The sequence below is a fragment of the Pseudomonas libanensis genome (assembly GCF_001439685.1).
In the GTDB taxonomy this organism is placed as follows: domain Bacteria; phylum Pseudomonadota; class Gammaproteobacteria; order Pseudomonadales; family Pseudomonadaceae; genus Aquipseudomonas; species Aquipseudomonas libanensis.
Genome location: NZ_JYLH01000009.1, coordinates 102,833 through 125,504, shown reverse-complemented (window position 1 = coordinate 125,504; position 22,672 = coordinate 102,833). Strand labels below are relative to the sequence as shown.

The 22,672-nt window shown below is 61.1% G+C and carries 19 protein-coding genes; 13 read left to right on the top strand and 6 right to left on the bottom strand.

The features are described 5' to 3' along the window. The first annotated feature begins 136 nt into the window (after positions 1–136). From TU73_RS15735 to TU73_RS15720, 4 genes are all read left to right on the top strand, one after another. The gene (locus TU73_RS15735; protein ID WP_043049784.1) at positions 137–1,669 is read left to right on the top strand and encodes an MBOAT family O-acyltransferase; all 1,533 of its coding nucleotides are present in this window, start codon (positions 137–139) and stop codon (positions 1,667–1,669) included. Between the two features lie 11 nt (positions 1,670–1,680). After that, positions 1,681–2,868, top strand: coding sequence for an alginate O-acetyltransferase (locus TU73_RS15730; RefSeq protein ID WP_057012988.1), 1,188 nt, complete (start codon positions 1,681–1,683; stop codon positions 2,866–2,868). Between the two features lie 16 nt (positions 2,869–2,884). After that, positions 2,885–3,541 carry an alginate O-acetyltransferase AlgF gene (locus TU73_RS15725; RefSeq protein ID WP_043049782.1) on the top strand — a complete coding sequence of 219 codons (657 nt, stop codon included), beginning with the start codon at positions 2,885–2,887 and terminating at the stop codon, positions 3,539–3,541. A gap of 187 nt (positions 3,542–3,728) precedes the next feature. Beyond that, complete coding sequence (locus tag TU73_RS15720) at positions 3,729–5,180, top strand: mannose-1-phosphate guanylyltransferase/mannose-6-phosphate isomerase (RefSeq protein ID WP_032877695.1); 1,452 nt, start codon at positions 3,729–3,731, stop codon at positions 5,178–5,180. Between the two features lie 186 nt (positions 5,181–5,366). Here TU73_RS15720 and TU73_RS15715 read toward each other — a convergent pair whose 3' ends face one another. Further along, the gene (locus TU73_RS15715) at positions 5,367–9,089 is read right to left on the bottom strand and encodes a dermonecrotic toxin domain-containing protein (RefSeq protein WP_057012987.1); all 3,723 of its coding nucleotides are present in this window, start codon (positions 9,087–9,089) and stop codon (positions 5,367–5,369) included. Positions 9,090–9,322: 233 nt separating this feature from the next. Between TU73_RS15715 and TU73_RS15710 the strand changes: the two genes are divergently transcribed. Beyond that, a complete protein-coding gene (locus TU73_RS15710) occupies positions 9,323–9,787 on the top strand; it encodes a hypothetical protein (protein ID WP_044270487.1) in 465 nt (154 codons plus the stop codon). 14 nt (positions 9,788–9,801) lie between these two features. Continuing rightward, complete coding sequence (locus TU73_RS15705; protein WP_057012986.1) at positions 9,802–10,614, top strand: SDR family oxidoreductase; 813 nt, start codon at positions 9,802–9,804, stop codon at positions 10,612–10,614. Here the strand turns inward: TU73_RS15705 and TU73_RS15700 are convergent. Further along, positions 10,611–11,468, bottom strand: a complete 858-nt coding sequence (locus TU73_RS15700; RefSeq protein WP_057012985.1) for a LysR family transcriptional regulator — start codon at positions 11,466–11,468, stop codon at positions 10,611–10,613. The two genes, TU73_RS15705 and TU73_RS15700, sit on opposite strands and share 4 nt — an antisense overlap. Positions 11,469–11,579: 111 nt before the next feature. On the opposite strand from TU73_RS15700, the gene TU73_RS15695 reads away from it, so the two are divergent. Beyond that, the gene (locus tag TU73_RS15695) at positions 11,580–12,767 is read left to right on the top strand and encodes an MFS transporter (protein WP_057012984.1); all 1,188 of its coding nucleotides are present in this window, start codon (positions 11,580–11,582) and stop codon (positions 12,765–12,767) included. After that, on the top strand, positions 12,760–13,161 hold the full coding sequence (locus TU73_RS15690; protein WP_057012983.1) for a hypothetical protein: 402 nt from the start codon (positions 12,760–12,762) through the stop codon (positions 13,159–13,161). The genes TU73_RS15695 and TU73_RS15690 overlap by 8 nt, the downstream gene beginning before the upstream one ends. 101 nt (positions 13,162–13,262) lie before the next feature. Here TU73_RS15690 and TU73_RS15685 read toward each other — a convergent pair whose 3' ends face one another. From TU73_RS15685 to TU73_RS15670, 4 genes are read right to left on the bottom strand one after another with little or no spacing between them, the layout of a single operon-like run. Continuing rightward, positions 13,263–14,123 carry an efflux RND transporter periplasmic adaptor subunit gene (locus TU73_RS15685; RefSeq protein WP_057012982.1) on the bottom strand — a complete coding sequence of 287 codons (861 nt, stop codon included), beginning with the start codon at positions 14,121–14,123 and terminating at the stop codon, positions 13,263–13,265. A gap of 10 nt (positions 14,124–14,133) precedes the next feature. Then, positions 14,134–14,334 (bottom strand): DUF1656 domain-containing protein, encoded by a 201-nt coding sequence (locus tag TU73_RS15680; protein ID WP_057012981.1) that lies wholly within the window; start codon positions 14,332–14,334, stop codon positions 14,134–14,136. Then, complete coding sequence (locus tag TU73_RS15675) at positions 14,324–16,513, bottom strand: FUSC family protein (protein ID WP_057012980.1); 2,190 nt, start codon at positions 16,511–16,513, stop codon at positions 14,324–14,326. Before TU73_RS15675 ends, TU73_RS15680 begins: the two co-directional genes overlap by 11 nt. Before the next feature lie 10 nt (positions 16,514–16,523). Further along, complete coding sequence (locus tag TU73_RS15670; protein ID WP_057012979.1) at positions 16,524–18,035, bottom strand: efflux transporter outer membrane subunit; 1,512 nt, start codon at positions 18,033–18,035, stop codon at positions 16,524–16,526. Positions 18,036–18,216: 181 nt separating this feature from the next. Here TU73_RS15670 and TU73_RS15665 point away from each other — a divergent pair, with 181 nt between their 5' ends. The 5 genes from TU73_RS15665 (at position 18,217) to TU73_RS15645 (ending at position 22,658) form a co-directional block, all read left to right on the top strand. Continuing rightward, complete coding sequence (locus TU73_RS15665) at positions 18,217–19,185, top strand: LysR family transcriptional regulator (protein ID WP_057012978.1); 969 nt, start codon at positions 18,217–18,219, stop codon at positions 19,183–19,185. Positions 19,186–19,329: 144 nt separating this feature from the next. Beyond that, positions 19,330–20,304 carry a 2-hydroxyacid dehydrogenase gene (locus tag TU73_RS15660; RefSeq protein ID WP_057012977.1) on the top strand — a complete coding sequence of 325 codons (975 nt, stop codon included), beginning with the start codon at positions 19,330–19,332 and terminating at the stop codon, positions 20,302–20,304. A 113-nt stretch (positions 20,305–20,417) separates the two neighbouring features. Continuing rightward, positions 20,418–21,320, top strand: a complete 903-nt coding sequence (locus tag TU73_RS15655; RefSeq protein ID WP_057012976.1) for a chemotaxis protein CheV — start codon at positions 20,418–20,420, stop codon at positions 21,318–21,320. Between the two features lie 3 nt (positions 21,321–21,323). Further along, the gene (locus TU73_RS15650) at positions 21,324–21,806 is read left to right on the top strand and encodes a GNAT family N-acetyltransferase (RefSeq protein ID WP_057012975.1); all 483 of its coding nucleotides are present in this window, start codon (positions 21,324–21,326) and stop codon (positions 21,804–21,806) included. A gap of 108 nt (positions 21,807–21,914) precedes the next feature. After that, a complete protein-coding gene (locus TU73_RS15645; RefSeq protein ID WP_057012974.1) occupies positions 21,915–22,658 on the top strand; it encodes a YkgJ family cysteine cluster protein in 744 nt (247 codons plus the stop codon). Positions 22,659–22,672 lie beyond the last annotated feature (14 nt).

The following is a 22,672-nucleotide window of genomic DNA, read 5'->3' as shown; positions in this document are numbered from 1 at the left end:
CGCCATCGCAGGCAAGCCAGCTCCCACCGTTAACCCGGTTCCTTCAGTGAAGTTGCAATACAACCTCCCCCGAAATCGTGGGGGGGTTTGGGGGGGCTCTGGCCCTTGACTGTTGGTTAAACATGGAGAGATCGGGATGGTTTTCTCGTCCAATGTGTTCCTGTTTCTGTTCTTGCCGATCTTTCTCGGCTTGTACTACTTGAGCGGGCAACGCTATCGCAATCTGCTGCTGCTGATTGCCAGCTACGTGTTCTACGCCTGGTGGCGGGTGGACTTCCTGGCGCTGTTCGCCGCCGTCACGCTGTGGAACTACTGGATCGGCCTCAAGGTCGGTGCCGCCGGCGTGCGCACCAAGCCGGCGCAGCGCTGGCTGCTGCTCGGGGTGGCGGTCGACTTGTGCATCCTCGGCTACTTCAAGTACGCCAACTTCGGCGTCGACAGCATCAATGTGATGATGAAGTCGGCGGGTCTGGAGCCGTTTATCCTCACCCACGTGCTGTTGCCGATCGGGATCTCGTTCTACATCTTCGAGTCCATCAGCTACATCATCGACGTGTACCGTGGCGATACCCCGGCGACCCGCAACCTGATCGACTTCGCGGCGTTCGTGGCGATCTTCCCGCACTTGATTGCAGGCCCCGTGTTGCGTTTCCGTGACCTGGCCGACCAGTTCAACAACCGCACCCACACCCTCGACAAGTTCTCCGAGGGCTGCACGCGATTCATGCAGGGTTTCATCAAGAAAGTCTTTATTGCCGACACCCTGGCGGTGGTGGCCGACCATTGCTTCGCCCTGCAAAACCCCACCACCGGCGACGCCTGGCTGGGCGCGTTGGCTTACACCGCGCAGCTGTACTTCGACTTCTCCGGCTACAGCGACATGGCCATCGGCCTGGGCTTGATGATGGGTTTCCGCTTCATGGAAAACTTCAAGCAGCCGTACATCAGCCAGTCGATCACCGAGTTCTGGCGGCGCTGGCACATCAGCCTCTCCACCTGGCTGCGCGACTACCTTTACATCACTCTGGGCGGCAACCGCAAAGGCACGCTGACCACCTACCGCAACCTGTTCCTGACCATGCTGCTCGGTGGCCTGTGGCACGGTGCGAACATCACCTACATCGTGTGGGGCGCCTGGCATGGCATGTGGCTGGCAATTGAAAAAGCCATCGGCCTGAACACCGCGCCGCGCAGCTTCAATGTGCTGCGCTGGGCCTTCACCTTCCTGCTGGTAGTGATGGGCTGGGTGATCTTCCGCGCTGAAAACCTGCACGTTGCCGGGCGTATGTACGGTGCGATGTTCAGCTTTGGCGAGTGGTCGCTGTCGGAACTCAACCGCGCCAACCTCACCGGCCTGCAAGTGGCGACCCTGGTGGTGGCCTACGCAACCCTGGCGTTCTTCGGCCTGCGCGACTTCTACACCAACCGCCCTGCCGAGAAGACCAAGCCGGCCGATCCGAGCCTGATCAAGGCGGTGCCTGGCGACAACCCCGGCAGCATCCACGAGCCTGGTTTCAGCGTGGGCCGTGACGCCGCCGTGCAACCGGCCTACTGGACCGCTGACTGGCCACGCTACGCCATGCGCGCAGCGGTGCTGCTGCTGTTCGTGGCGTCGATTCTGAAACTGTCGGCGCAGAGTTTCTCGCCGTTCCTTTACTTCCAATTCTGAGGGAGCCGACCATGACCCGTTCATTACGCGTTCTCTATATCAGCCTGTTCATGGTGCTGTTGCTGGCCCTGGGCGCTTGGTCGCTGCGCAGTTTCCTGGGCTTCAGCACCAACGCCGATGCAACCGTGCTCAACGGTCGCTGGACCAAAGCCGTCGAGACCCATTACGACGACGAGTTCCCGATCAAGCGCATCGGCACCAACCTGTGGGCAGCGCTGGACTACAAGCTGTTCAATGAAGGCCGCCCTGGGGTAGTGCTGGGCCGCGATCACTGGCTGTACAGCGACGAGGAATTCAACCCCGCCGTCAATGAAGACCAGAACCTGGAAGGCAACTACGCGCTGGTCGAAGGCGTGCGCCAGAAGCTCAAGGCCCAGGGCACTCAGTTGGTGATGGCGATCGTGCCGGCCAAGGTGCGCCTGTACCCGGAACACCTGGGTGAGGTCAAACCGGCGAGCATTCACGCCAACCTGTACCAGGACTTCCACGCCCGGGTCGCCGCCGACAATATCCCGGCCCCGGACCTGCTCGGCCCGCTGCAACAGGCCAAGCTGGGCGGCAAGCAGGTATTCCTGCGTACCGACACCCACTGGACCCCGGATGGCGCGGAAATCGCCGCCAAGCAACTGGCGAAGACCATTGCCGACAAGACCCCGCTCCACGGCGAGCCGCAGCGCTTTGTCACCGAGGCCGAGAAGACCGAGCCACACAAAGGCGACCTGCGTCTGTTCCTGCCCCTGGATCCGCTGTTCGAAAACCTGATGCCGCCCAAAGAGCCGCTGGAAAAACGCGTCACGCACCTGGCCGAAACCCAAGGCGACGACGCGCTGTTCAGCGACAGCGAAACCCCGGTGGCACTGGTGGGCACCAGCTACAGCGCCAACCCCAACTGGAACTTCGTCGGCGCCCTCAAGCAAGCCCTGGGCAGTGACGTGGTCAGCTACGCCGAAGACGGCCACGGCCCGATCCTGCCAATGCTCAGCTATCTGAAAAGCGACGACTTCAAGAACAACCCGCCCCAGGTGCTGATCTGGGAATTCCCTGAACGTTATCTGCCCGTGAATAACGAAATCGGTGATGCCGACCCGTCCTGGGTTGCGCAGCTTAAACAAGCCGGTTCGCGCCAACAGAACATGGCAATTAACACACCTGCTTTTAAAAATCAGAAACCCGAGACGCCCGACCGGGCGCAAAACTGAAAGAGAGGTAACTCACATGACTTTCACTACTACTCCGCGTCGTCTCGCCAAGACCCTGGCCATCGCTGCCGGCTTGAGCTTCGTATCGATGTCCGCCTTCGCCGGTGGTGACGCCGCCCTGTACGGCCCAACCGCGCCAAAGGGCTCGAGCTTCGTGCGCATCTACAACGCCAGCAACCAGGAAGTCAGCGCCACCGTCGGCAGTACCAACCTCAGCGACGTTGCGCCATTGGCCAGCAGCGACTTCAGTTTCATGCCGGGCGGCGACTACAGCGCCAAGGTCGGCAGCCAGACCGTGCCGGTCAAACTCGCTGCCGATCACTACTACACCCTGGTCAACAACAGCAGCGGCCAGCCTCAGCTGATCGAAGAGCCGCCGTTCAAGAACAAGCAGAAATCCCTGGTACGCGTGCAGAACCTCAGCGACAAGGCCCTGACCCTGAAAACTGCCGACGGCAAGACCGATGTGGTCAAGTCGGTGGCCGCCAAGGGCCGTGGCGAGCGCGAGATCAACCCGGTGAAGGTGAGCCTGGCGCTGTATGACGGTGACAAGAAAGTCGGCGATGTGAAGCCGGTTGCGTTGGAACGCGGTGAAGCGGCGGTGCTGTATGTCACCGGCTCAGGTTCAAGCCTGTCGCCAGTGTGGGTGAAACGCCCGGTATCGACCCGCTAACGATTTCCCTGAGTTGACACGCCCCCTTGTGGGAGCTGGCTTGCCTGCGATGGCGGTCTTGAAGGCGCCATCGCAGGCAAGCCAGCTCCCACACTGACCGGGTTTCAACTCAGGACCGAGACAAAAACAAGAGTGAAACGACAAACCTTCGTAGCTCTGACCCAAACTGATTCAAGGAGAAACACCCATGATCCCAGTAATCCTTTCCGGTGGTAGCGGCTCACGTCTTTGGCCGCTTTCGCGTAAACAGTTCCCCAAGCAGTTCCTGGCCCTGACTGGCGAACACACGCTGTTCCAGCAAACCCTGGAGCGCCTGGTGTTCGAAGGCATGGACTCCCCGATCGTGGTCTGCAACAAGGACCACCGCTTCATCGTCAATGAGCAACTGAGCGCACGCAAGCTCGAATGCCAGCGCATCCTGATGGAACCCTTTGGCCGCAATACCGCACCGGCCGTGGCCCTGACCGCGATGATGCTGGTTAACGAAGGCCGCGACGAGCTGATGCTGGTGCTGCCCGCCGACCATGTGATCGACGACCAGAAAGCCCTGCAACGCGCACTGGCCCTGGCCACGGTAGCCGCCGAGCGTGGCGAGATGGTGCTGTTCGGCGTGCCGGCCACCCGTCCGGAAACCGGTTATGGCTACATCAAGTCCACCAACGACTCGCTGCTGCCCGAAGGTGTGAGCCGCGTGCAGCAGTTCGTGGAAAAACCCGATGAAAAACGCGCCATCGAGTTCGTCAAAAGCGGTGGTTACTTCTGGAACAGCGGCATGTTCCTGTTCCGTGCCAGCCGCTTCCTCGAAGAGCTGAAAAAGCACGATCCGGACATCTACGACACCTGCGTACTGACCCTGGAGCGCAGCGAGCAGACCCACGACACCGTGACCTTCGACGACGCCACCTTCGCCTGCTGCCCGGACAATTCCATCGACTACGCGGTGATGGAAAAAACCCAGCGTGCCTGCGTGGTGCCATTGAGCGCCGGCTGGAGCGACGTGGGTTGCTGGGCCTCGCTGTGGGCGGTCAATGACAAAGACGCCAACGGTAACGTCAGCAAAGGCGACGTGGTGATCCAGGACAGCCGCAACTGCATGGTGCATGGCAACGGCAAACTGGTGTCGGTGATCGGCCTGGACAACATCGTGGTGGTGGAAACCAAGGACGCGATGATGATTGCCCACAAGGACAAGGTCCAGGGCGTCAAGCAGATGGTCAATACGCTCAACGAGCAAGGCCGCAGCGAAACCCAGAACCACTGCGAGGTCTATCGCCCGTGGGGTTCCTACGACTCGGTGGACATGGGCGGGCGCTTCCAGGTCAAGCACATCTCGGTCAAGCCGGGCGCGTGCCTGTCCCTGCAAATGCACCACCACCGCGCCGAACACTGGATCGTGGTCAGCGGCACCGCTGAAGTCACCTGTGACGACAACGTGTTCCTGCTCTGCGAGAACCAGTCCACTTACATCCCGATCGCCTCGGTGCACCGCCTGCGCAACCCGGGCAAGATCCCGTTGGAGATTATCGAAGTGCAATCGGGCAGCTACCTGGGCGAAGACGATATCGAGCGCTTCGAAGATATCTACGGTCGCTCGACGCCGGTTGAACGTGGCGTGTCGGTGAAAACTATCGCGCAATAAAACAGTCGTACAAGAAGCCCTCGCCCAGCCCATTGCGTCCCCTATCCGCAGTGGGTTGGGTGGGGGCTTTTTGTTTGGGATTTGTGCTGGCTGTGAGGGCGCCATCGGGGGCGGTGCGACTTGCCCCCGATGGCGTCAGCCCAACCAACACACCTTTCAAGGTAACCCAACGCCATGGGCTTATCTTTAAATGGGCGTTTTCCCATGAGAAATAACGCGATCGACTAACTCAGCGTTAGGGCCACCCCGATACTTCAAAGGAATTTGAAACGGCACATCCACATAGAAAATATGCGGATTATCAGGGCTTTGGATAACATTTAATCCCGACGTATTGACTTCATAGTAGTGCGACATTTTATCCATCGCATTGCCATATTTACGCTTCCCAAAGATGGTTTCGGAAATCTGTCGGGTAGGCATATCCCCTGGCGCCAAGTCCGTAAAGTAATGCCGGCCTCGTTTTCCGGGTAAAGGTCGACCGCTCAAATCTGAACTTGAAGGTGAAAGGCTCCTATCGGCCATGATTGCGGCATGCGGTTTATCCCCGGTGTAGTGATAAAAAACATTCTTACCTTTTACCGGTGGCTCCATCAGCGCTTTTTCACCCGGAAAGCTTTCCGGCACTCTCGGTCGCTTATTGGCCGATGGACCACCTGCCGGGGTATTCATGCCGACGCGGCCTGAAGAGCTGCCTTGGTCTAACGGACGCTTGCCCAGTCGGGATGCCTCCGTAGCAGTGGGAGCCGCGCCCGGCAATCGGCTCAATCGCCACTCACCGTTACCGGCGGACTCCAGAAATGCTTGAACCCTATAGAGCTTCGACGTCGTCAATGGCGCCTGAGGATCCACGATAGCGACCCGCCCGTCACGTGCGTGGAAGGCCGAATCAATCTGATACACCTTGTTAACCCCGGTACTGTCGGTAAAACGCACGTAAAAATCATTGCCCACGTTATAGGTACCGTCTGGCCTCAAAGGGCGACCTTTGATGACGTCTTCCGACACGGAGAAGGCGCTCAAACTAACGTTTGGACGCATGCCAGCCGTTGGTGCCCTGACGATGACTGGAGCGGCTGGCGGGACCACCGGTTTTTTGAATACCGCCCGCAACGGCACGGCACTCACATTGGGAATACCAGAGGCAGCCATAGTGAAATCCGAGTAGACCGCGCGCAGAGCGCCCGGACTTTTGAGCAGCCGCGGCAAGATTCGGGCATTGGCGCGCAAGGCCGTCACGCCAGTCTTTCCTAGGCGAACCCCCATGGAGATGCCTTTTCCGAGCACTGGCAACAAATCGAGGAAGATGGAGGCCACCTCAACGCCGAACTGAACTTTGTTGATTCTCGATTGATACGCGACTTCTGCGCTGCTGACGCTTTGGTGGTCCGCATGATCGACGAGTAACTTTACTTTCTGCTGGTACAGCTCATCCTGAAAGTTGCCATCGAAGGGTTTGAGTGTCACCGGGGCGCTCGTCAACTTGAGCACCTTGATGAGCGCATCCAGCGTGCGCAATGGATTCTTCGTCGTATCGAATACGCGTTCCTTGATTGCCTCGCCAGCTTTAACCACGTCGTTTTTATCGACCGGTGACGTTCTGCTCGCGGTGTAGAGCCTCCACTCCTTTTTCTCCATCAAAGCGTTCAGGGCGTTCATATCCGCCACTTCGCGAAAACACACGCCATCGGGTGCATTCGGCGTGCACAGCACCAGCGACGCGTCAGTGTCATTGCCAATCACCATCGCTCCCTGAACCGGCAACCCACGCTGGATAAGGGCATTGGTGACAATTTTTTTCCCATCCACCAGAGGCCGGCCAGCCGAGTCCGGGTAATCAAGAACAGCCGCAACCCACTGCGCCCCTCGTTTGGTACTGATGTCTTGGGTAGCGTCTATGTTGTAGGTGTTGGGGTTGAGTGCTGCGAGAAAAGCCTCCTTATCCAGCATGTCGCTCAGGTGGGTTTTCCACGCTTTGCGGACTTCGCCGGCAGCACCCGACGAGGCATCCGTGGTCAACTCCTGCTTAAGCATCTTGGTATAGGTTCCTCCCACATCAGCAGTGTTGACCAACGCCTTGAGTTGCTCGGTATTCAGGACGACCTGCTTGCCATTGTCGTCCAGCAGAGGGTTACCGTGAGCATCGGTCAGCGGCAGTTCAAAGGTGAGCTGGGTGAAGTGGCCGTACTGGACGGCTGGAAACTCACTGGGGTTTTTCAGCGCCAGATCAGTCAGCGATACCCGGTGATGCTTGATGGTGAGCGTATGGCTGCTGCTTTGACCGCCACTGTGAGGATTGGACCTGGTTTTCACCCTCACCATCAGCTTGTCCGCATCGACCTGTGCAGCGGGGAACTGCTGTTTGATCGCTTCGTTCATCCGGTCGCGGGAAAAGGCACCCAGCGAAGGAAGGGTTGCCAACGACGACGCCAACGCATTTGCGCTGCGTGCCTCGGCGTGTTCCAGGTAATCAAACAACGCTTCCTGGGCCGGGCTCAGGTTTTTCAGCCACTCGGGGGCCAGCTTGTCAGCCAGTTGTTCATCCCGCGCCGCCATGGCGTTGTCGCCACTGAGCAGGTACGACCAGTCAGCGGCATCATCCATACGCTTGGTTACCCGCGGTTGTGTCGATACCTGGGCGAGATTTGCAACGACTTCCTCCTGCTGGCGCTTGAGCATCCAGGGGATGCCCTCGGCCAGCACATCCCCCGTCAAGGGGTCGGCGCTCAACATCACATCGTTGCCAGAGGGCGGCTCGGACTTGTTTTGTAACGACAACGGCAGCGTTTGCAACAGTAGGTCAGCGTCGGTACCTGCCCCGTCAAGGCGCTCTGCAATCGCCTGGCGCGCCAGGGTTGGCGTCGCGAACTGCTCGAACCCCTCACCCGGGGTGTACAGCACGACCGGCCCATTCGCCTCATCGAGTGCCAGGGTCCGGCCTTTCGCCCAGACGGGGGGCGTGGCTTCGGAACCATCGGTGCTGGTGATCAGGAAGCAGCCCGCCATCAAGGCTCCCCGCTCGGTACCGTCATCAACGGTAAGCGGGTAGACGCCTGGGCGGGCGCCATGGGGGAAGGCCGCTTCCCGTTGAGCCAGCGTAGGGTATTGCAGTGCTGCGTCGATCAACCGCTTGCTCGCCGCGCTCAATGTTCCATCACTCACGCGCAATGCCGCCAGCGTCGACAGTTGTTGCTTGTGCAAGGTCAACAACTGGTCTTGAGGGGCCTGTAGAACCTGAGGGTCTCTCAACGTCGGGCGGGGGGTTGTCCAGAAGGTTTGAAGGGCCACAGGAAACTGCGTGACGATGCGCTGGGCAATCGTATCCAGGGTCAACTCTGGCGTGACAAGGGTGCTCGGGCCGGCATCGGTGGCCAGGGTAAAAATGCCGGACTGTTCACCGTCGTCAACGACGGGCTGCTGGCCAGGATTGACCAGCAAATTCACAACCTTCCTGTTCAAGGCGTCCAGCACTGGCTCGGACGACAGTGTTTTTAAAGAGCCATCGTCCTGTCTGACCCAGCGCTTGAAGACCAGGTCTTTTGGCCTCAGGGGCGAGCTGTACGGAAACATTTGGTCCACTTGCTGGCGCACGAAGTCCTGGAAGCTCGGCTGCTCACTGTGCAAACGCTGCATGTCACGGGATTGAAGGGCGTGTTGGGTGACGAACGCCTCCTGATCGGTAATCTTGAATTGCCGTATGAGCCGTGGGTACTCCAGCCTGGCGGGGGATATGCCGGCCGAGGTGGGAAGAGGAATACCATCCGGCGCGTAGGTCAATACCGGCGGCAGGTGAACAGGGGGTTGCGTAGATGTTTCAACGGCAATATCGGTTTGGGCGGCAAATGCGTTTGGGGTAACAACGCGTTGTGGGGAAGCAAGGTGGGTCGAGTTTTCGGTCGCTGCAAACATGAAATCAACCTTACATAGAGGAGTTTAACGTCACCGTTACGTCCCTGTAGGTCGTCAGATAAGTGGAGGTTTAACGTGCGCCGGTTCCTGCCAAGAATGTAAACTCACTTATCAGTTCGCTGTGAGTTTTGCTGAATATATAAGACCAAGTATCAACCCAGCACCCACCTCAAGGTAATCAATCCCACCTACGCTTAAGTTAGGATGCTCGTTCCCAATTCGAGGTGGTCTCCATGTTTTTCGGCGTTCTTCTGATCATCACCTGGCTGGTCCTGCTGCTGCGCTACCCGGCCAAGGCGCTGCCGGTATCGCTGGCCGCTGCCGTCGGCCTGGGGTTTGTCGCCGTGTGGGTGGTATGGCTGGACAACCGCGAAGCGTCGCAACTGGCGCGCCTTGAACTGCGCATCACCTACGCGCCGCAAGACTGCCCCGCCGACCGGCCGCTTAAACTGACCCTCAACAACGGCAACGACGTCCCGCTGACCGAACTGCGCTGGCGCGTCGCGGCTTATGCACCGGGGGACACCGTCAACCTGGCCGACAACGTCTACGCCGCGCCGCGCTATCGTGGCCCCGGCGAATTGCAGGCCGGCGCTACCTGGGAGGATTGCTTGCCCACCCCGCCGCTGCGCCCCGGCTATCGCCCGCAAACCCTGGAATTTCGCGCCGAGCACCTGCAAGGCAGCTTCTCGGACTGATAAAGGAATGATGCATGCCCAACGTACTGATCACCGGTTGCTCCAGCGGTATCGGCCGCGCCCTCGCCGACGCGTTCAAAGCCGCAGGCTTCAACGTGTGGGCCAGCGCCCGCCAACCCGATGACGTCGCCGCCCTCGCTGCCGCAGGCTTCAATGCCGTGCAGTTGGACGTCAATGACAGCGCCGCCTTGCAACTCTTGTCCGAGCAGTGGGGCGAGCTGGATGTACTGGTCAACAACGCTGGCTACGGCGCCATGGGCCCGTTACTCGACGGCGGCACCGAGGCGATGCAGCGCCAGTTCCAAACCAATGTATTTTCCATCGTCGGCGTGACCCAGGCGCTGTTTCCCGCCTTGCGTCGCAGTAAGGGCCTGGTGGTGAATATCGGCAGCGTTTCCGGGGTGTTGGTGACGCCGTTCGCCGGCGCGTACTGCGCATCCAAAGCCGCTGTCCACGCCTTGAGCGACGCCCTGCGCATGGAGCTGGCACCGTTTGGCGTGCGGGTGATGGAAGTGCAGCCCGGTGCGATCAATACAAGCTTTGCCAAGAATGCCGGCGCCCAGGCCGAATTGCTGATCCAGGAACAGTCGCCATGGTGGCCATTGCGCGAGGGCATTCGTGCCCGCAGCCAGGCCTCCCAGGACAAACCTACCCCCTCCAGTGAATTTGCCGCAAACGTGCTCAAGGCGGTGCAGCAAGCGCAACCGCCGCGTCTGCTAAGGTCGGGCAATGGCAGCCGCGCGTTGCCGTTGATGGCGGCGCTGTTGCCCAAGGGGTTGCTGGAGAAGGTGTTGAAGAAGCGCTTTGGCTTGAGTGGCAGCCTCTAGCCCTTCATAAAATCAATAAACGCCCGCACCTTCAGCGGCAGGTGCCGGGTATCCGGATACATCGCGTAGACCCCTTGGGGCGCGAAGCGATGATCCGCCAACACACGCACCAGCCTTCCAGCCTCCAGGTCCTCCTGCACCAGCCATTGCGGCAAAATCGCCACACCGTGGCCGCGCACGGCAAACGCCTGGAGCACCGCCGCACTGTCGGCCACTAACGCCGTGGGACCGGCGCGGTATTGATGCTCATGGCCGACGGGGTCAGTCACGCTCAACTCAGTCAAGCGACCATGGCCCAGCCGAGGTACTTGCTCTAATTCATCCAGGTTTTGAACCCCGGCAAACTGTGGCGCCGCAACAGCAAACACATCGAACGTCGACAACTGCACCGCCCGATGATTGGAGTCCAGCAAGCGCCCCAGGCGAATCGCCACGTCAAAACGTTCGGAGATCAAATCGGCGTGGGTTGAGGATGTGGATAAGTGAATATTCAGGTCCGGGTGCAGGCGGCGAAAGGCTTCCACCGCCGGGGCGACCACAGCCAGGGCATATTCCACGGTGGTGGTAATACGCAGGGTGCCCTTGAGTTGAGCGTGCTCGGAGCGGGCTTCTTCCACTGCCAAACGGGCCTCTTCTAGCATGCGTGTGCAGCGCAGGTAGAAACGTTCGCCAGCATCGGTGAGCGCCAGCTGACGGGTATTGCGGGTCAGCAGGGTGACGCCCAGCTCCGCCTCCAGGCGCTTGAGATTGAAGCTGACCACGGCGCGGGTCTGGCCCAGCAGGTCCGCCGCAGCGGTGAGCGAACCGGCCTCGACCACGGCCTTGAAGGTGTCAAAACGGTCCAGGCTGACCATGGTGGACGCCCTCCTTTGTCAAAATATTTTTGACAAACTAGCAGGCAAACCGGCGTATCTCAAACGCTGCGCCCGCCCTACCCTGCCGGCTTCACTCGCAGGAACGCGTTCATGACCTACCGCTCGAAAGTCGCCTGGATCTTTTTACTGGGCTTTGCCCTGGACCTGGTGAACATGTTTGTCGCCACCGTCGCTTACCCGGATATCGCCCTCGAACTACACGCCTCAGTCACACAACTGGCGTGGATCAGCAATGCCTACATGCTCGGGTTGACGGTGATTATTCCGCTGAGCGTGTGGCTGGCGGCGCTCATGGGCGAGCGCACGCTGATCGCCACCAGCCTGTTGCTGTTCGCCGGGGCCTCGGTGATGGTGGGCCAGGCCGGTTCCATCGAAGCATTGATTGGCTGGCGTGCCGTGCAGGGGCTCGGCGGAGGCTTGTTGATTCCGGTGGGGCAAGCCATGGCTTACCGGCACTTTCCAGCGGCTGAGCGCAGCCACCTGACAGCGCGGGTAATGTCGGTGGCATTGCTGGTGCCGGCGCTATCCCCGGCGTTGGGCGGCGTGATTGTCGACAGTCTGTCCTGGCGCTGGATTTTCTACGCCAACCTGCCACTGGCCTTGATCACCCTGCTGCTGGCGCTGCTGTGGATAAAACCCGATATGCCTGCAAGCGTGCGCCCGCCCCTGGACCTGGGCAGTATTTTCAAACAGGCCGCCAGCCCGATGCTGCGCGTGGCGATGCTGGTCTACCTGTGTATTCCCGGGGTATTTATCGGCACCAGCCTGATCGCCATCCTCTATGTACGCGGCCTGGGGTATGACGCCACCCAGGCCGGCGCACTCATGTTGCCCTGGGCACTGGCCTCGGCCATGGCGATCTACCTGAGCAAGCAGCTCTTCAATCGCTGCGGCCCCAAATCCTTGTTGCTGGCGGGCATGGCGCTGCAATGCGGTGGCATCCTGTTGCTCAACGAGCCGGCCTTGATCATTGCGGCTTACGCGTTGATGGGCCTGGGCGGCAGCCTGTGCAGCAGCACCGCGCAGACCTTGGCCTTCCTCGATATCCCCGCCGAGCGCATGAGCCACGCCAGCGCTTTGTGGAATATCAACCGTCAAGTGAGCTTCTGCGTGGGCGCCGCCGTGCTCAGTGCCGTGCTGTCGGCCTTGGATTCCTTCGCCATAACCTTCACGATGGCGGCAGCCTTGACCCTGTTGCCGCTTTTCGCAGTGCTGCGCCTGGATGCGTCCAGGGTGCGCAGCCTGCTTCACCCTTCCAGCGAGCCCAAGCATGATTGACTACAGCGATTTTTTTGAAGAAGTGATCCAGACCCACATCGAGATCGAGCAATGGTTTGCCGGTGTTGCACCTGAGGGCACGCTGCAAAACCTGCTGGCGCGCTTCTCACCCGAGTTCAGCATGATCGCCCCCGCTACGGGCACGCGGGTCAACACAGCCGGGGTCAATGCACTGTTTACGCGGCTGGGCGGGATGCGGCCGGGGTTGAAAATCACCTTGAGTGAAATGACCGGGATTGACCGGCATGCGCGCGGGGCTACGGTGACTTATCGTGAGCATCAGATTGACGACAGCGGCACCCAGACCGACCGCCGCGCCACGGTGGTGTTCGAGAAACAGGCCAGTGGCGCGCTGCTGTGGCGGCACTTGCATGAGACCTTTATCAAAGCCTGACGCGGTCAATTGTGGGAGCTGGCTTGCCTGCGATAGCGGTGTGTCAGCTACAAATACTTCAACTGACAGTCCGCTATCGCAGGCAAGCCAGCTCCCACAGTTTAGTTTTGTGTTGGGTTGACGATCACGGTGCAGGTAATCCCGGCCGCCAACAACACGCCCTGCGGCACTTCATCAATGTGAATCCGCACCGGCACACGCTGGGCCAAGCGCACCCAGTTGAAGGTCGGGTTCACATCGGCGATCAGTTCACGGCTCTCGGGGTTGTCGCGGTCGTAGATGCCGCGCGAGATGCTTTCCACATGGCCCTTCAAGGTCTCGCCGCTCATCAATTGCATATCGGCGTTATCACCCACCTTCACATGGGGCAGCTTGGTCTCTTCGAAGAAGCCATAGACCCAGAACGAATTCATATCCACCACGGCCATTTTCGCCTCGCCAATACGCGCATAGTCACCGCGATGCACGTTGAGGTTGGTGACGTAGCCGTCCACCGCCGCCAGCACGCGGGTGCGGTTCAGGTTGAGTTCGGCGGCTTCCAGTTGCGCCAGGGCGTGTTGGTAATCGGCCAGGGCCGAGTCGGCGATGTTGCTGGCGTCGTCGCGGTTTTCCCTGGAGATCACCAGAGCATCGAGGTCGGCGCGACGGTGGGCGTTGAGCTTGCGCATCTCCCAGGTGGCCTTGCGTGAGGCCACCAGCGACTGTGCTTGCTTGACGGCAATGCGGTAGTGCTCGGGGTCGATCTGCATCAGCAGGTCGCCTTTTTTCACCAGCTGGTTATCGCGTACCGGCACCTCCACCACCTCGCCGGTCACGTCAGCCGCTACGTTGATGATGTCGGCGCGTACCCGGCCATCACGGGTCCAGGGGGTTTGCATGTAGTGCACCCACAACGTGCGGCCAATCCAGATCGCCAAGGCCAGAACCAGCAAGGTGGCGAGCAGGCTGAAAAACTTTTTCATCGGGACATTCTCAACGGTAAACGCTCAGCGCCAGGGCGCCGAACAGGCAAGCGAACAGGCTCAGGCGCAGCAACGCCGGGTGCCAGAAAAACCGGTACAGGTCGAACCCGGCGAGGAAGCGGTCAACCGCCCAGGCCAACGCCGCGGCGATCAGGAACATCAGGGTCATGGTCGGCATATAGATGCCGTGGAATGCGATTTCACGGGGCATTCATGGCTCCTTGCGTGGCGCCTTTGAGGGCCGCCAGTGGCGATTGCGGGTCGAGCAACGAGGTGCGGATAAAGTGCAGGTAGCTCTTCACCCGGCGCAGGGCCGAGGTGTCAAAATGCGGGGCGAAAGGTTCGTCGGTGGCCTGTACGCGGCTGATCGCATGGTCGACGGCAATCAACCCGCGCTCCAGGTTGCTGGCGCTGGGTTGCAGGAATAGCCGCACCAGCGAGCGCCCCATCACGCGGATCGCCTGGCGCCATGGCTGGGACTCGGCATACGCCGGGTGTACCGGCAAAATCGCCTGCTCCTTGCGCAACTCGATGATCGCGTGGCCGACTTCCAATACCACGAACATCCAGCGCAACAAATCGCGCTGCACCTGCGGCTGGCCGACCGCGAGGCCGTAGGCCTGGTGCAGCAGGTCGCGGGTGCGGCTTTCAAAGCTCGAGGCCAGGCCCTTGAGCTTGGCGCTGATCGCATACACCACCTGCTCACGCAGGTCCTGCTCCAGGCGGCGCCACAGCCAGCGGCTGTTGGGCGGCAGGATGATCGCCCCTGCCGCCGCGCATACCAGCATGCCGATGACCATGGCGATGTAGTCGTTGATAAAGGTGTAGGGGTTGTAGACCGTGAGGTTATCCGGCACCGAGCCGGTGCTGAAGAAGATCAACAAGCCCACGCCGACACCCGCGTATCGGGGGCGGGAAGAAAGGAAAGCGCCAAAGATGATCACCGGTGCGAGCATCACGCACAGCAGCGCGAAGCCGTCGATCCTGGGGAACACGAAGAACATTTCGACAAAGCCGACCAGGGCGCCGATCAAGGTGCCGCAGGCCATCTGGAACGCCATGCGCTTGGGGTTGGGCGTGGCGGCGGAGAGGCCCACCGTGGCGGCCGCGATCAAGGTCATGGTCGCGCCACTGGGCCAGGCGGTGGCGACCCAGTAACTGCCCAGCACGATCAGGATAAACGAGGCCCGTACCCCGGCGGCGGCGCAGGCCAGCCAGTTGGTTTTCGGCGTGTAGGACTCGTGCCAGTCTTCCCGCGCATGGTGGTGGTCGGCCAGGGACGCGTGGGTTTGCGCGTAGTTGTGCAGGTCGTCGACGAAGCGGTACAGCAGCTCGTAGGCGGTGTGGAAATCCAACTGCTCGGCGTCCGTCGGGTTGTCCTCCTGGAAGCTCGCCCGCAGGCTGCGCACCTTGGCGGGCAGGCCGTCCTTGTAGGCACTCAGTTGATTGACCAGGCGCGCGGCATCCGGGCTGGTGAGGGCGCGGCCGGAGAAGCTGTCGAGCACTTCGGCCAGCTCTTGCAGGCCGGGTTTGATCGCTGCGACCACATGATCGGCTTCATCGGCACGCAAGCGTTCAAGCAACTGGTGCAGGGCGTTGAAGCGCGTGGTGATGCTCATGAATTCGCTGTTAAGGCGACTGAGCCGCCCATTGCGCCGACGCATGTGCGGGTCTTCGAATACGGTGACGCTGCGCAAGCCTTCCAGGCCCACGGCTTCGGCGATAAAGCGCACGTTACTGGCCTCGAAATGCTCGCGCTGGCTGCGCCCACGCAGGCCGTCGGTGACGAACAGCGCGAACACGCCGAAGCGCTGGTACAACGCGTTACGCATGGCCGCGCTGGAGGTCTGCGGCAGAATGGCCGCGCTGACCAGGGTCGAGCAAAGAATCCCCAGGGAGATTTCCAGCACCCGCCACACGGCCGCCATAAAGGCGCCGTCCGGGTGGGCCAGGGCCGGCAGGCCGACCATCGCCGCGGTGTAGCCGGCAAGCACAAAGCCATAGGCGCGGAAGTTGCGGTTACGTGTGGCGCCGGCGGTACAAATGCCCACCCAGATCGCCAACGCGCCGAGGAACAGTTCGGTGTTCTGCGCAAACAAGGCGATCAACAGCACCATCACCGCCGAGCCTGCCAAGGTCCCGAGGAAACGGTAGAAACTCTTGGCGAACACCTGGCCGCTCTGGGGCTGCATCACGATAAATACGGTGATCATCGCCGTGCGCGGTTGCGGCAGTTCCAGGCGCATGGCCAGCCACAGCGTGAGGAACGCTGCGACCAGCACCTTGAAGATATACACCCAGGTCACGCCGTCGCTGCGTGCCCAGTCAAAAAACCCACGGCGCCACTCAAGGGAATGCAGCCAGCGCAGCGGTGCAGGCAAGGGAGTCATCAAATCCTACTCAGTGATCAAACACGGCAAGCGCCGCCGGGGTCTTGCTTGGAAGGGTCTTGGCATCCTGGGGCACATCGTTGCCGGCACCGAGGCCGCCGCCCAGGGCGGTCACCAGTTCGGCGTGAGCACTCAGGCGCGCCGCCTGCACCTGTTGCTCGACCTGTTGCTGACGGAACAGCAGGGTCTGGGCGTTGAGCACATTGAGGTAATCGGTGAGGCCACGCTGATAGGCGATCATGGCGATGTCGTAGGTCTTCTGCGCCGAGGCCACCGACTGCGCGGCGAAGGCCGACTGCTTGTCCATGGACTCGCGGCGAATCAACTGGTCGCTGATGCCCTTGAGCGCATTGACCAGCGTCTGGTTGTACTGGGCGACGGCAATGTCATAACCGGCACTGGCTTCGCCCAGTTGGGCGCGCAGGCGGCCGCCATCAAAGATCGGCAAGGTGATCGCCGGACCGACGTTGTAGTTGAATTTCTTGCCGGCCAGAAACTCCAGCATACCGCCGCCCGTGGCCATGTAGCCGAGGCTGCCGACCAGGTCGACGTTGGGGTAGAAACCGGCGTGGGCCACATCGATGCCACGGGCCTGGGCCGCTACCTGCCAGCGACTGGCGACCACGTCCGGGCGTTGGCCGAGCAGTTGCGCAGGCAGGCTTGAGGGCAACTTCAATGGCGCGGCGAGGGCCAGGGTCGGGCGTTGCAACTGCGCACCCTCGCCCGGGCCTTTACCGGCCAGCGCCGCCAACTGGTTACGGCTCAGGGCGATTTCCTCGTCCAGGGCATCCAGTTGGCGATGGGTTTCCGGCAGCGGGGTTTCGGCCTGGCTGACGTCGAAGTGGGTGCCGATCCCGGCGTTAAGGCGTTTGTTGGCCAGGTCGAGAATCTGCTGTTGCTGAGCCAGGGTGGCCGCGACGATATCGCGGTCGGCGTAATGCAACGACAACTGGATATAGGCGCGCACCACGTTGTTCTGCAGTTCGAGCTGGGCCTGGCGCGCTTCGGCGGCGCTCATGTGCGCCAGGTCGACCGCACGTTCGGTGCTGTTGCTTTCCCGCCCCCACAGGTCGAGGGCGTAACTCAGGCCCAGGGACGAGTTGTTGTCCCAGGTGTTGGCGCCGCTCAATTCGCCGGGGCCGTAGAACTGATCTTTCGGCCAGTTGTGGCGCTTGAGGGTGGTATCGCTATTGATCTGCAACGACTCGGCCGACTCCGCAACCCCGGCCAGCGCCCGCGCTTGCCGCACGCGTGCGGCGGCCACGGCCAGGCTGGGACTGTTCTGGGTGGCGAGCTCGACCCAACGGTTGAGCTGCGGGTCGCCGTAGGCTTGCCACCATTGGGCGGTAGGCCAATGGGCGTCCTGGGAGGCGTCTTGAATGGCTTCATCGGTGGCCAGGGTATTGGCGTTGAGGGCCTGGCCTTGGGGGGCAATTCCTCCGGTTCCGATGCAACCGCTGATGGCTAACGATAAGGCCCAAACACTGAGAGTCTTCAGCTCTCTGCTGATGCGACGCGGCACGGCAAGCGAATTCCTGAGAGGTGTTGCGCAAGAGGTGGCGCAATTCTAGGCGGCGGCATGGAGGACGATAAGCTGGCATTCCTGTGAATCTTTGTTACCGTTCAGGCGATAATCCGTTGGTAGGGATCACTGGACGGCGTTACTTTCTGTCACAATTTGCTATCTCCCTTGAGAACACCCCATGGACACTTTGCAAAACATGCGCGCTTTCAGTTGCGTGGCCGAAGCTGGCAGCTTCACTGCGGCCGCCGTGCAACTGGACACCACTACGGCCAATGTCTCGCGCGCGGTCTCCAACCTTGAGGCCCACCTGCAAACCCGCTTGCTCAACCGCACCACCCGGCGTATTGCGCTGACTGAAGCCGGCAAGCGCTATTTGCTGCGTTGCGAGCAGATCCTCGCCTATGTGGAGGAGGCCGAAGCCGAAGCCAGCGACGCCCACGCCCGTCCCGCCGGGCAGTTGAAAGTGCACACCATGACCGGCATCGGCCAGCACTTCGTCATCGACGCGATTGCCCGCTATCGCCGCACCCATCCTGACGTGACCTTCGACCTGACCCTGGCCAACCGCGTGCCGGACCTGCTCGACGAGGGCTACGACGTGTCCATCGTGCTGGCCAGCGAACTGCCGGATTCTGGGTTCGTGTCCCAGCGCCTGGGCATCACCTACAGCATCGCCTGCGCCTCACCGGAATACGTCAAGGCCAAGGGCTGCGCCCAACGGCCCCAGGACTTGCTCAACCATGCGTGCCTGCGCCTGGTCAGCCCGGTGATCCAGCTGGACAAATGGACCTTCAATGGCCCTGAAGGCCAGGAAAGCGTGGCGATCAACACGTCGCCGTTCCTGGTGAATTCGGCCGACGCGATGAAAACCGCGATCACCAGCGGCATGGGCGTCGGCCTGCTGCCGGTGTACGCCGCTATCGAAGGGCTGCGCAATGGCACGCTGGTACGGGTGATGCCGACCTACCGTTCCCAGGAGCTGAACCTGTACGCCATCTACCCATCGCGCCAATACCTGGATGCGAAGATCAAGACCTGGGTGGAGTACCTGCGCGGTTCGTTACCGGAGATTCTGGCGGCACACCAGGCGGAGTTGGTGGCGTATGAGTTGAGCGGTGGTTTGGGTAGCGTGCGGATGGCGACCTGATTTTGGAATGCTGCTTCCCACCCCCTATAAATTCATTGTGGGAGCTGGCTTGCCTGCGATGACGGTGGATCAGCCAACACAATAGTGGCTGATACACCGCCATCGCAGGCAAGCCAGCTCCCACATGTTGAGTGGAGTTCTGCAATGAAAAAGACTGTCCTGGCCTTCAGCCGCATCACTGCCCCCATGATCGAAAGCCTGCAACAAGATTTCGAGGTGATCATGCCCAACCCCAAATTGGGTGACATCAACGCGCAGTTCAACGAAGCCCTGCCCCACGCCCATGGCTTGATCGGCGTGGGTCGCAAGCTGGGCCGCGAGCAGCTTGAAAGCGCAAGCAAGCTGCAAGTGGTATCCAGCGTGTCGGTGGGCTACGACAACTACGACGTGCCGTACTTCAACGAGCGCGGGATCATGCTCACCAACACCCCCGATGTACTCACCGAAAGCACTGCCGACCTGGCCTTTGCGTTGCTGATGAGCAGCGCACGCCGGGTAGCTGAGTTGGACGCCTGGACCAAGGCCGGCCAGTGGAAAGCCAGCGTGGGTGCGCCGCTGTTCGGTTGCGATGTGCACGGCAAGACCCTGGGCATTGTCGGCATGGGCAATATCGGCGCGGCCGTGGCCCGTCGTGGACGCCTGGGTTTCAACATGCCGATCCTGTACAGCGGCAACAGCCGCAAGACCGCACTGGAACAAGAGCTGGGCGCGCAGTTCCGTACCTTGGACCAGTTGTTGGCCGAAGCGGATTTTGTCTGCCTGGTGGTGCCATTGAGCGACAAGACCCGTCATCTGATCAGCACCCGGGAGCTTGCGCTGATGAAACCCAGCGCGATCCTGATCAATATTTCCCGTGGGCCGGTGGTGGATGAATCGGCGCTGGTCGAAGCGCTGCAAACCCAACGTATTCGCGGCGCAGGGCTGGATGTGTATGAGAAAGAACCGCTGGCCGAATCGCCACTGTTCCAGCTGAGCAATGCCGTGACCCTGCCGCATATCGGCTCGGCCACCGATGAAACCCGCGAAGCCATGGCCAACCGCGCCGTCGCCAACCTGCGCAGCGCGCTGCTGGGCCAGCGCCCACAGGATCTGGTGAACCCGCAGGTGTGGAAAGGCTGACACCGCCTCTCCCACATTTCCCTCGACCGACACAAAATCCGGTTAAAGCCCAGACCCGCCGAGTCGATAACCTTCCATAGATGATTGTCATCCCTGATCCACAGAAGGTTTTTATGTCCACCACCAAAGCCCGCGCAGACTCACTCTCGCTTCTGCTCTTTACCTTGCGCAGCGGCAAGCTGATGGCCATCAACCTGTTGAAAGTCAGTGAAATCATCCCCTGCCCGCCGCTGACCAAGCTGCCGGAGTCGCACCCCCACGTCAAAGGCATCGCCACCTTGCGCGGCGCTTCACTCTCGGTGATCGACCTGAGCCGCGCCCTGGGCGAAATGCCCCTGCAAGACCCGGACGGCGGCTGCCTGATCGTCACCGATGTCAGCCGTTCCAAGCAGGGTCTGCATGTGCAGGCAGTAAGCAAGATCGTGCATTGCCTGACCACCGATATCCGCCCGCCCCCCTACGGCTCCGGCGGCAATCGGGCGTTTATCACCGGGGTGACCCAGGTGGAAGGTGGCCTGGTGCAGGTGCTGGATATCGAGAAAGTCATCCACGGCATCGCCCCGGCACCGATTGAAGCGGCGCCGACCGACCTGACCATGGAAGAAGCCGAAGTACTGGGCAACGCGCGCATCCTGGTGGTGGATGACAGCCAGGTGGCCCTGCAGCAATCGGTACACACCCTGCGCAACCTCGGCCTGACTTGCCACACCGCCCGCAGTGCCAAGGAGGCCATCGACGTGTTGCTGGAGCTGCAAGGCACCGGCCAGCAAATCAACGTGGTGGTGTCGGACATCGAAATGTCCGAGATGGACGGCTACGCCCTGACCCGAACCCTGCGCGAAACCCCGGACTTTCAGGACCTCTACGTGCTGTTGCACACCTCCCTGGACAGCGCGATGAACAGCGAAAAAGCCCGCCTGGCCGGTGCCGATGCGGTGCTGACCAAGTTCTCATCGCCGGAACTGACCAAATGCCTGGTCGTGGCTGCCAAAGCCGTGGCGCAAAAGGGCCTGTAGGCGTTGGCCGATTATTTCCTGCTGCTGCGTCGCGACCTCACAGGCAGCCTGCCCGCCCCGCAGTGGCCAGCGGATACGCGGCTGGATCATTACCGGGATGAACTGGCCCCGGCGATCCATGCCGTGCTGCGCATGACCCAGGACCAGGGCGGCGGCCGTGTCGCCAGGCTGGATGAATGGCGCCGGCAATTCGTCACCAATGCCGAGTTCGACCCGACGCTGTGCCTGGTAGCCAGCAACGCCGACGGCATCCTCGGGGTGGCCCAATGCTGGACCAGCGCCTTTATCAAGAACCTCTGCGTGCACCCTTGCGCCCAAGGCCAGGGACTGGGCCGTGCCTTGTTGCTGCAGGCCTTCCAGATGTTCAAGCAGCGCGGCGAACCTTATGTGGACCTTAAGGTGCTGGAGAGCAACCTGCGAGCCCGGCAGCTGTATGAAAGTGCAGGTATGAAATTTGTCCTACGGGACGTATTGCCCGAAGACTGATAACCACTGGCGCATAACTTGCTTCCAGAGAGCCCGAGCGGGGGATAGAGGTAAAAACCCGTCACCCCTCAAGCGTTCCCTCTGAACTTGCCTGGTGACAGATCCGCCATGAACACTCATTTTTCCTGCGTAGGTTGCGGCAAATGCTGCAACGACCATCACGTGCCCCTGACCCTCGAAGAGGCCCGGCAATGGGCGGCGGACGGCGGTAATGTCATCGTCCTGGTCGAAGGCTTCCTGCGTAACGGCCTGGGCTTGCCCCTGCAACAACGCGAGCACGCCGAGCGCCGTTCAGTGATTGTGCCCAGCGGCAATACCGAGGCGTTCGTGGCAATCACCTTTGCCGCCTACAACGCCGGCCCCTGCCGGAATCTTGACGAAGACAACCGCTGCCGCATCTACGAGCGACGCCCCCTGGTGTGCCGGATCTATCCGATGGAGATCAACCCGCATATCCCGCTGAACCCGGGTGCCAAGGATTGCCCGCCGCAGTCCTGGGAACAGGGCCCGGCGCTGATCGTCGGTGGCAAATTGATGGACCTGGAACTGGCCGAGCTGATCCGTCGTTCGCGCCAGGCCGACCGTGATGATGTGCAGGCCAAGGCGGCGGTGTGCGCGTTGCTCGGCATTCATACAACCGCGCTCAAGGGCGACGGCTTTACCGCGTACCTGCCGGATATGCAGGCATTTGCCCACGCCATTGAGCAGACGACTGACCAGCCAGCCATGACCACTGAATGGGTGTTCCATGTGTCCGGGCTGGATATCGCCGAACAACTGCTGGACGCCGGTGCACAGATTGCCACCGAGGTGCCTGCCAACTATGCGTTTATCTCGCTGAGGGCGGCCTGACCGCTGGTGGAGGT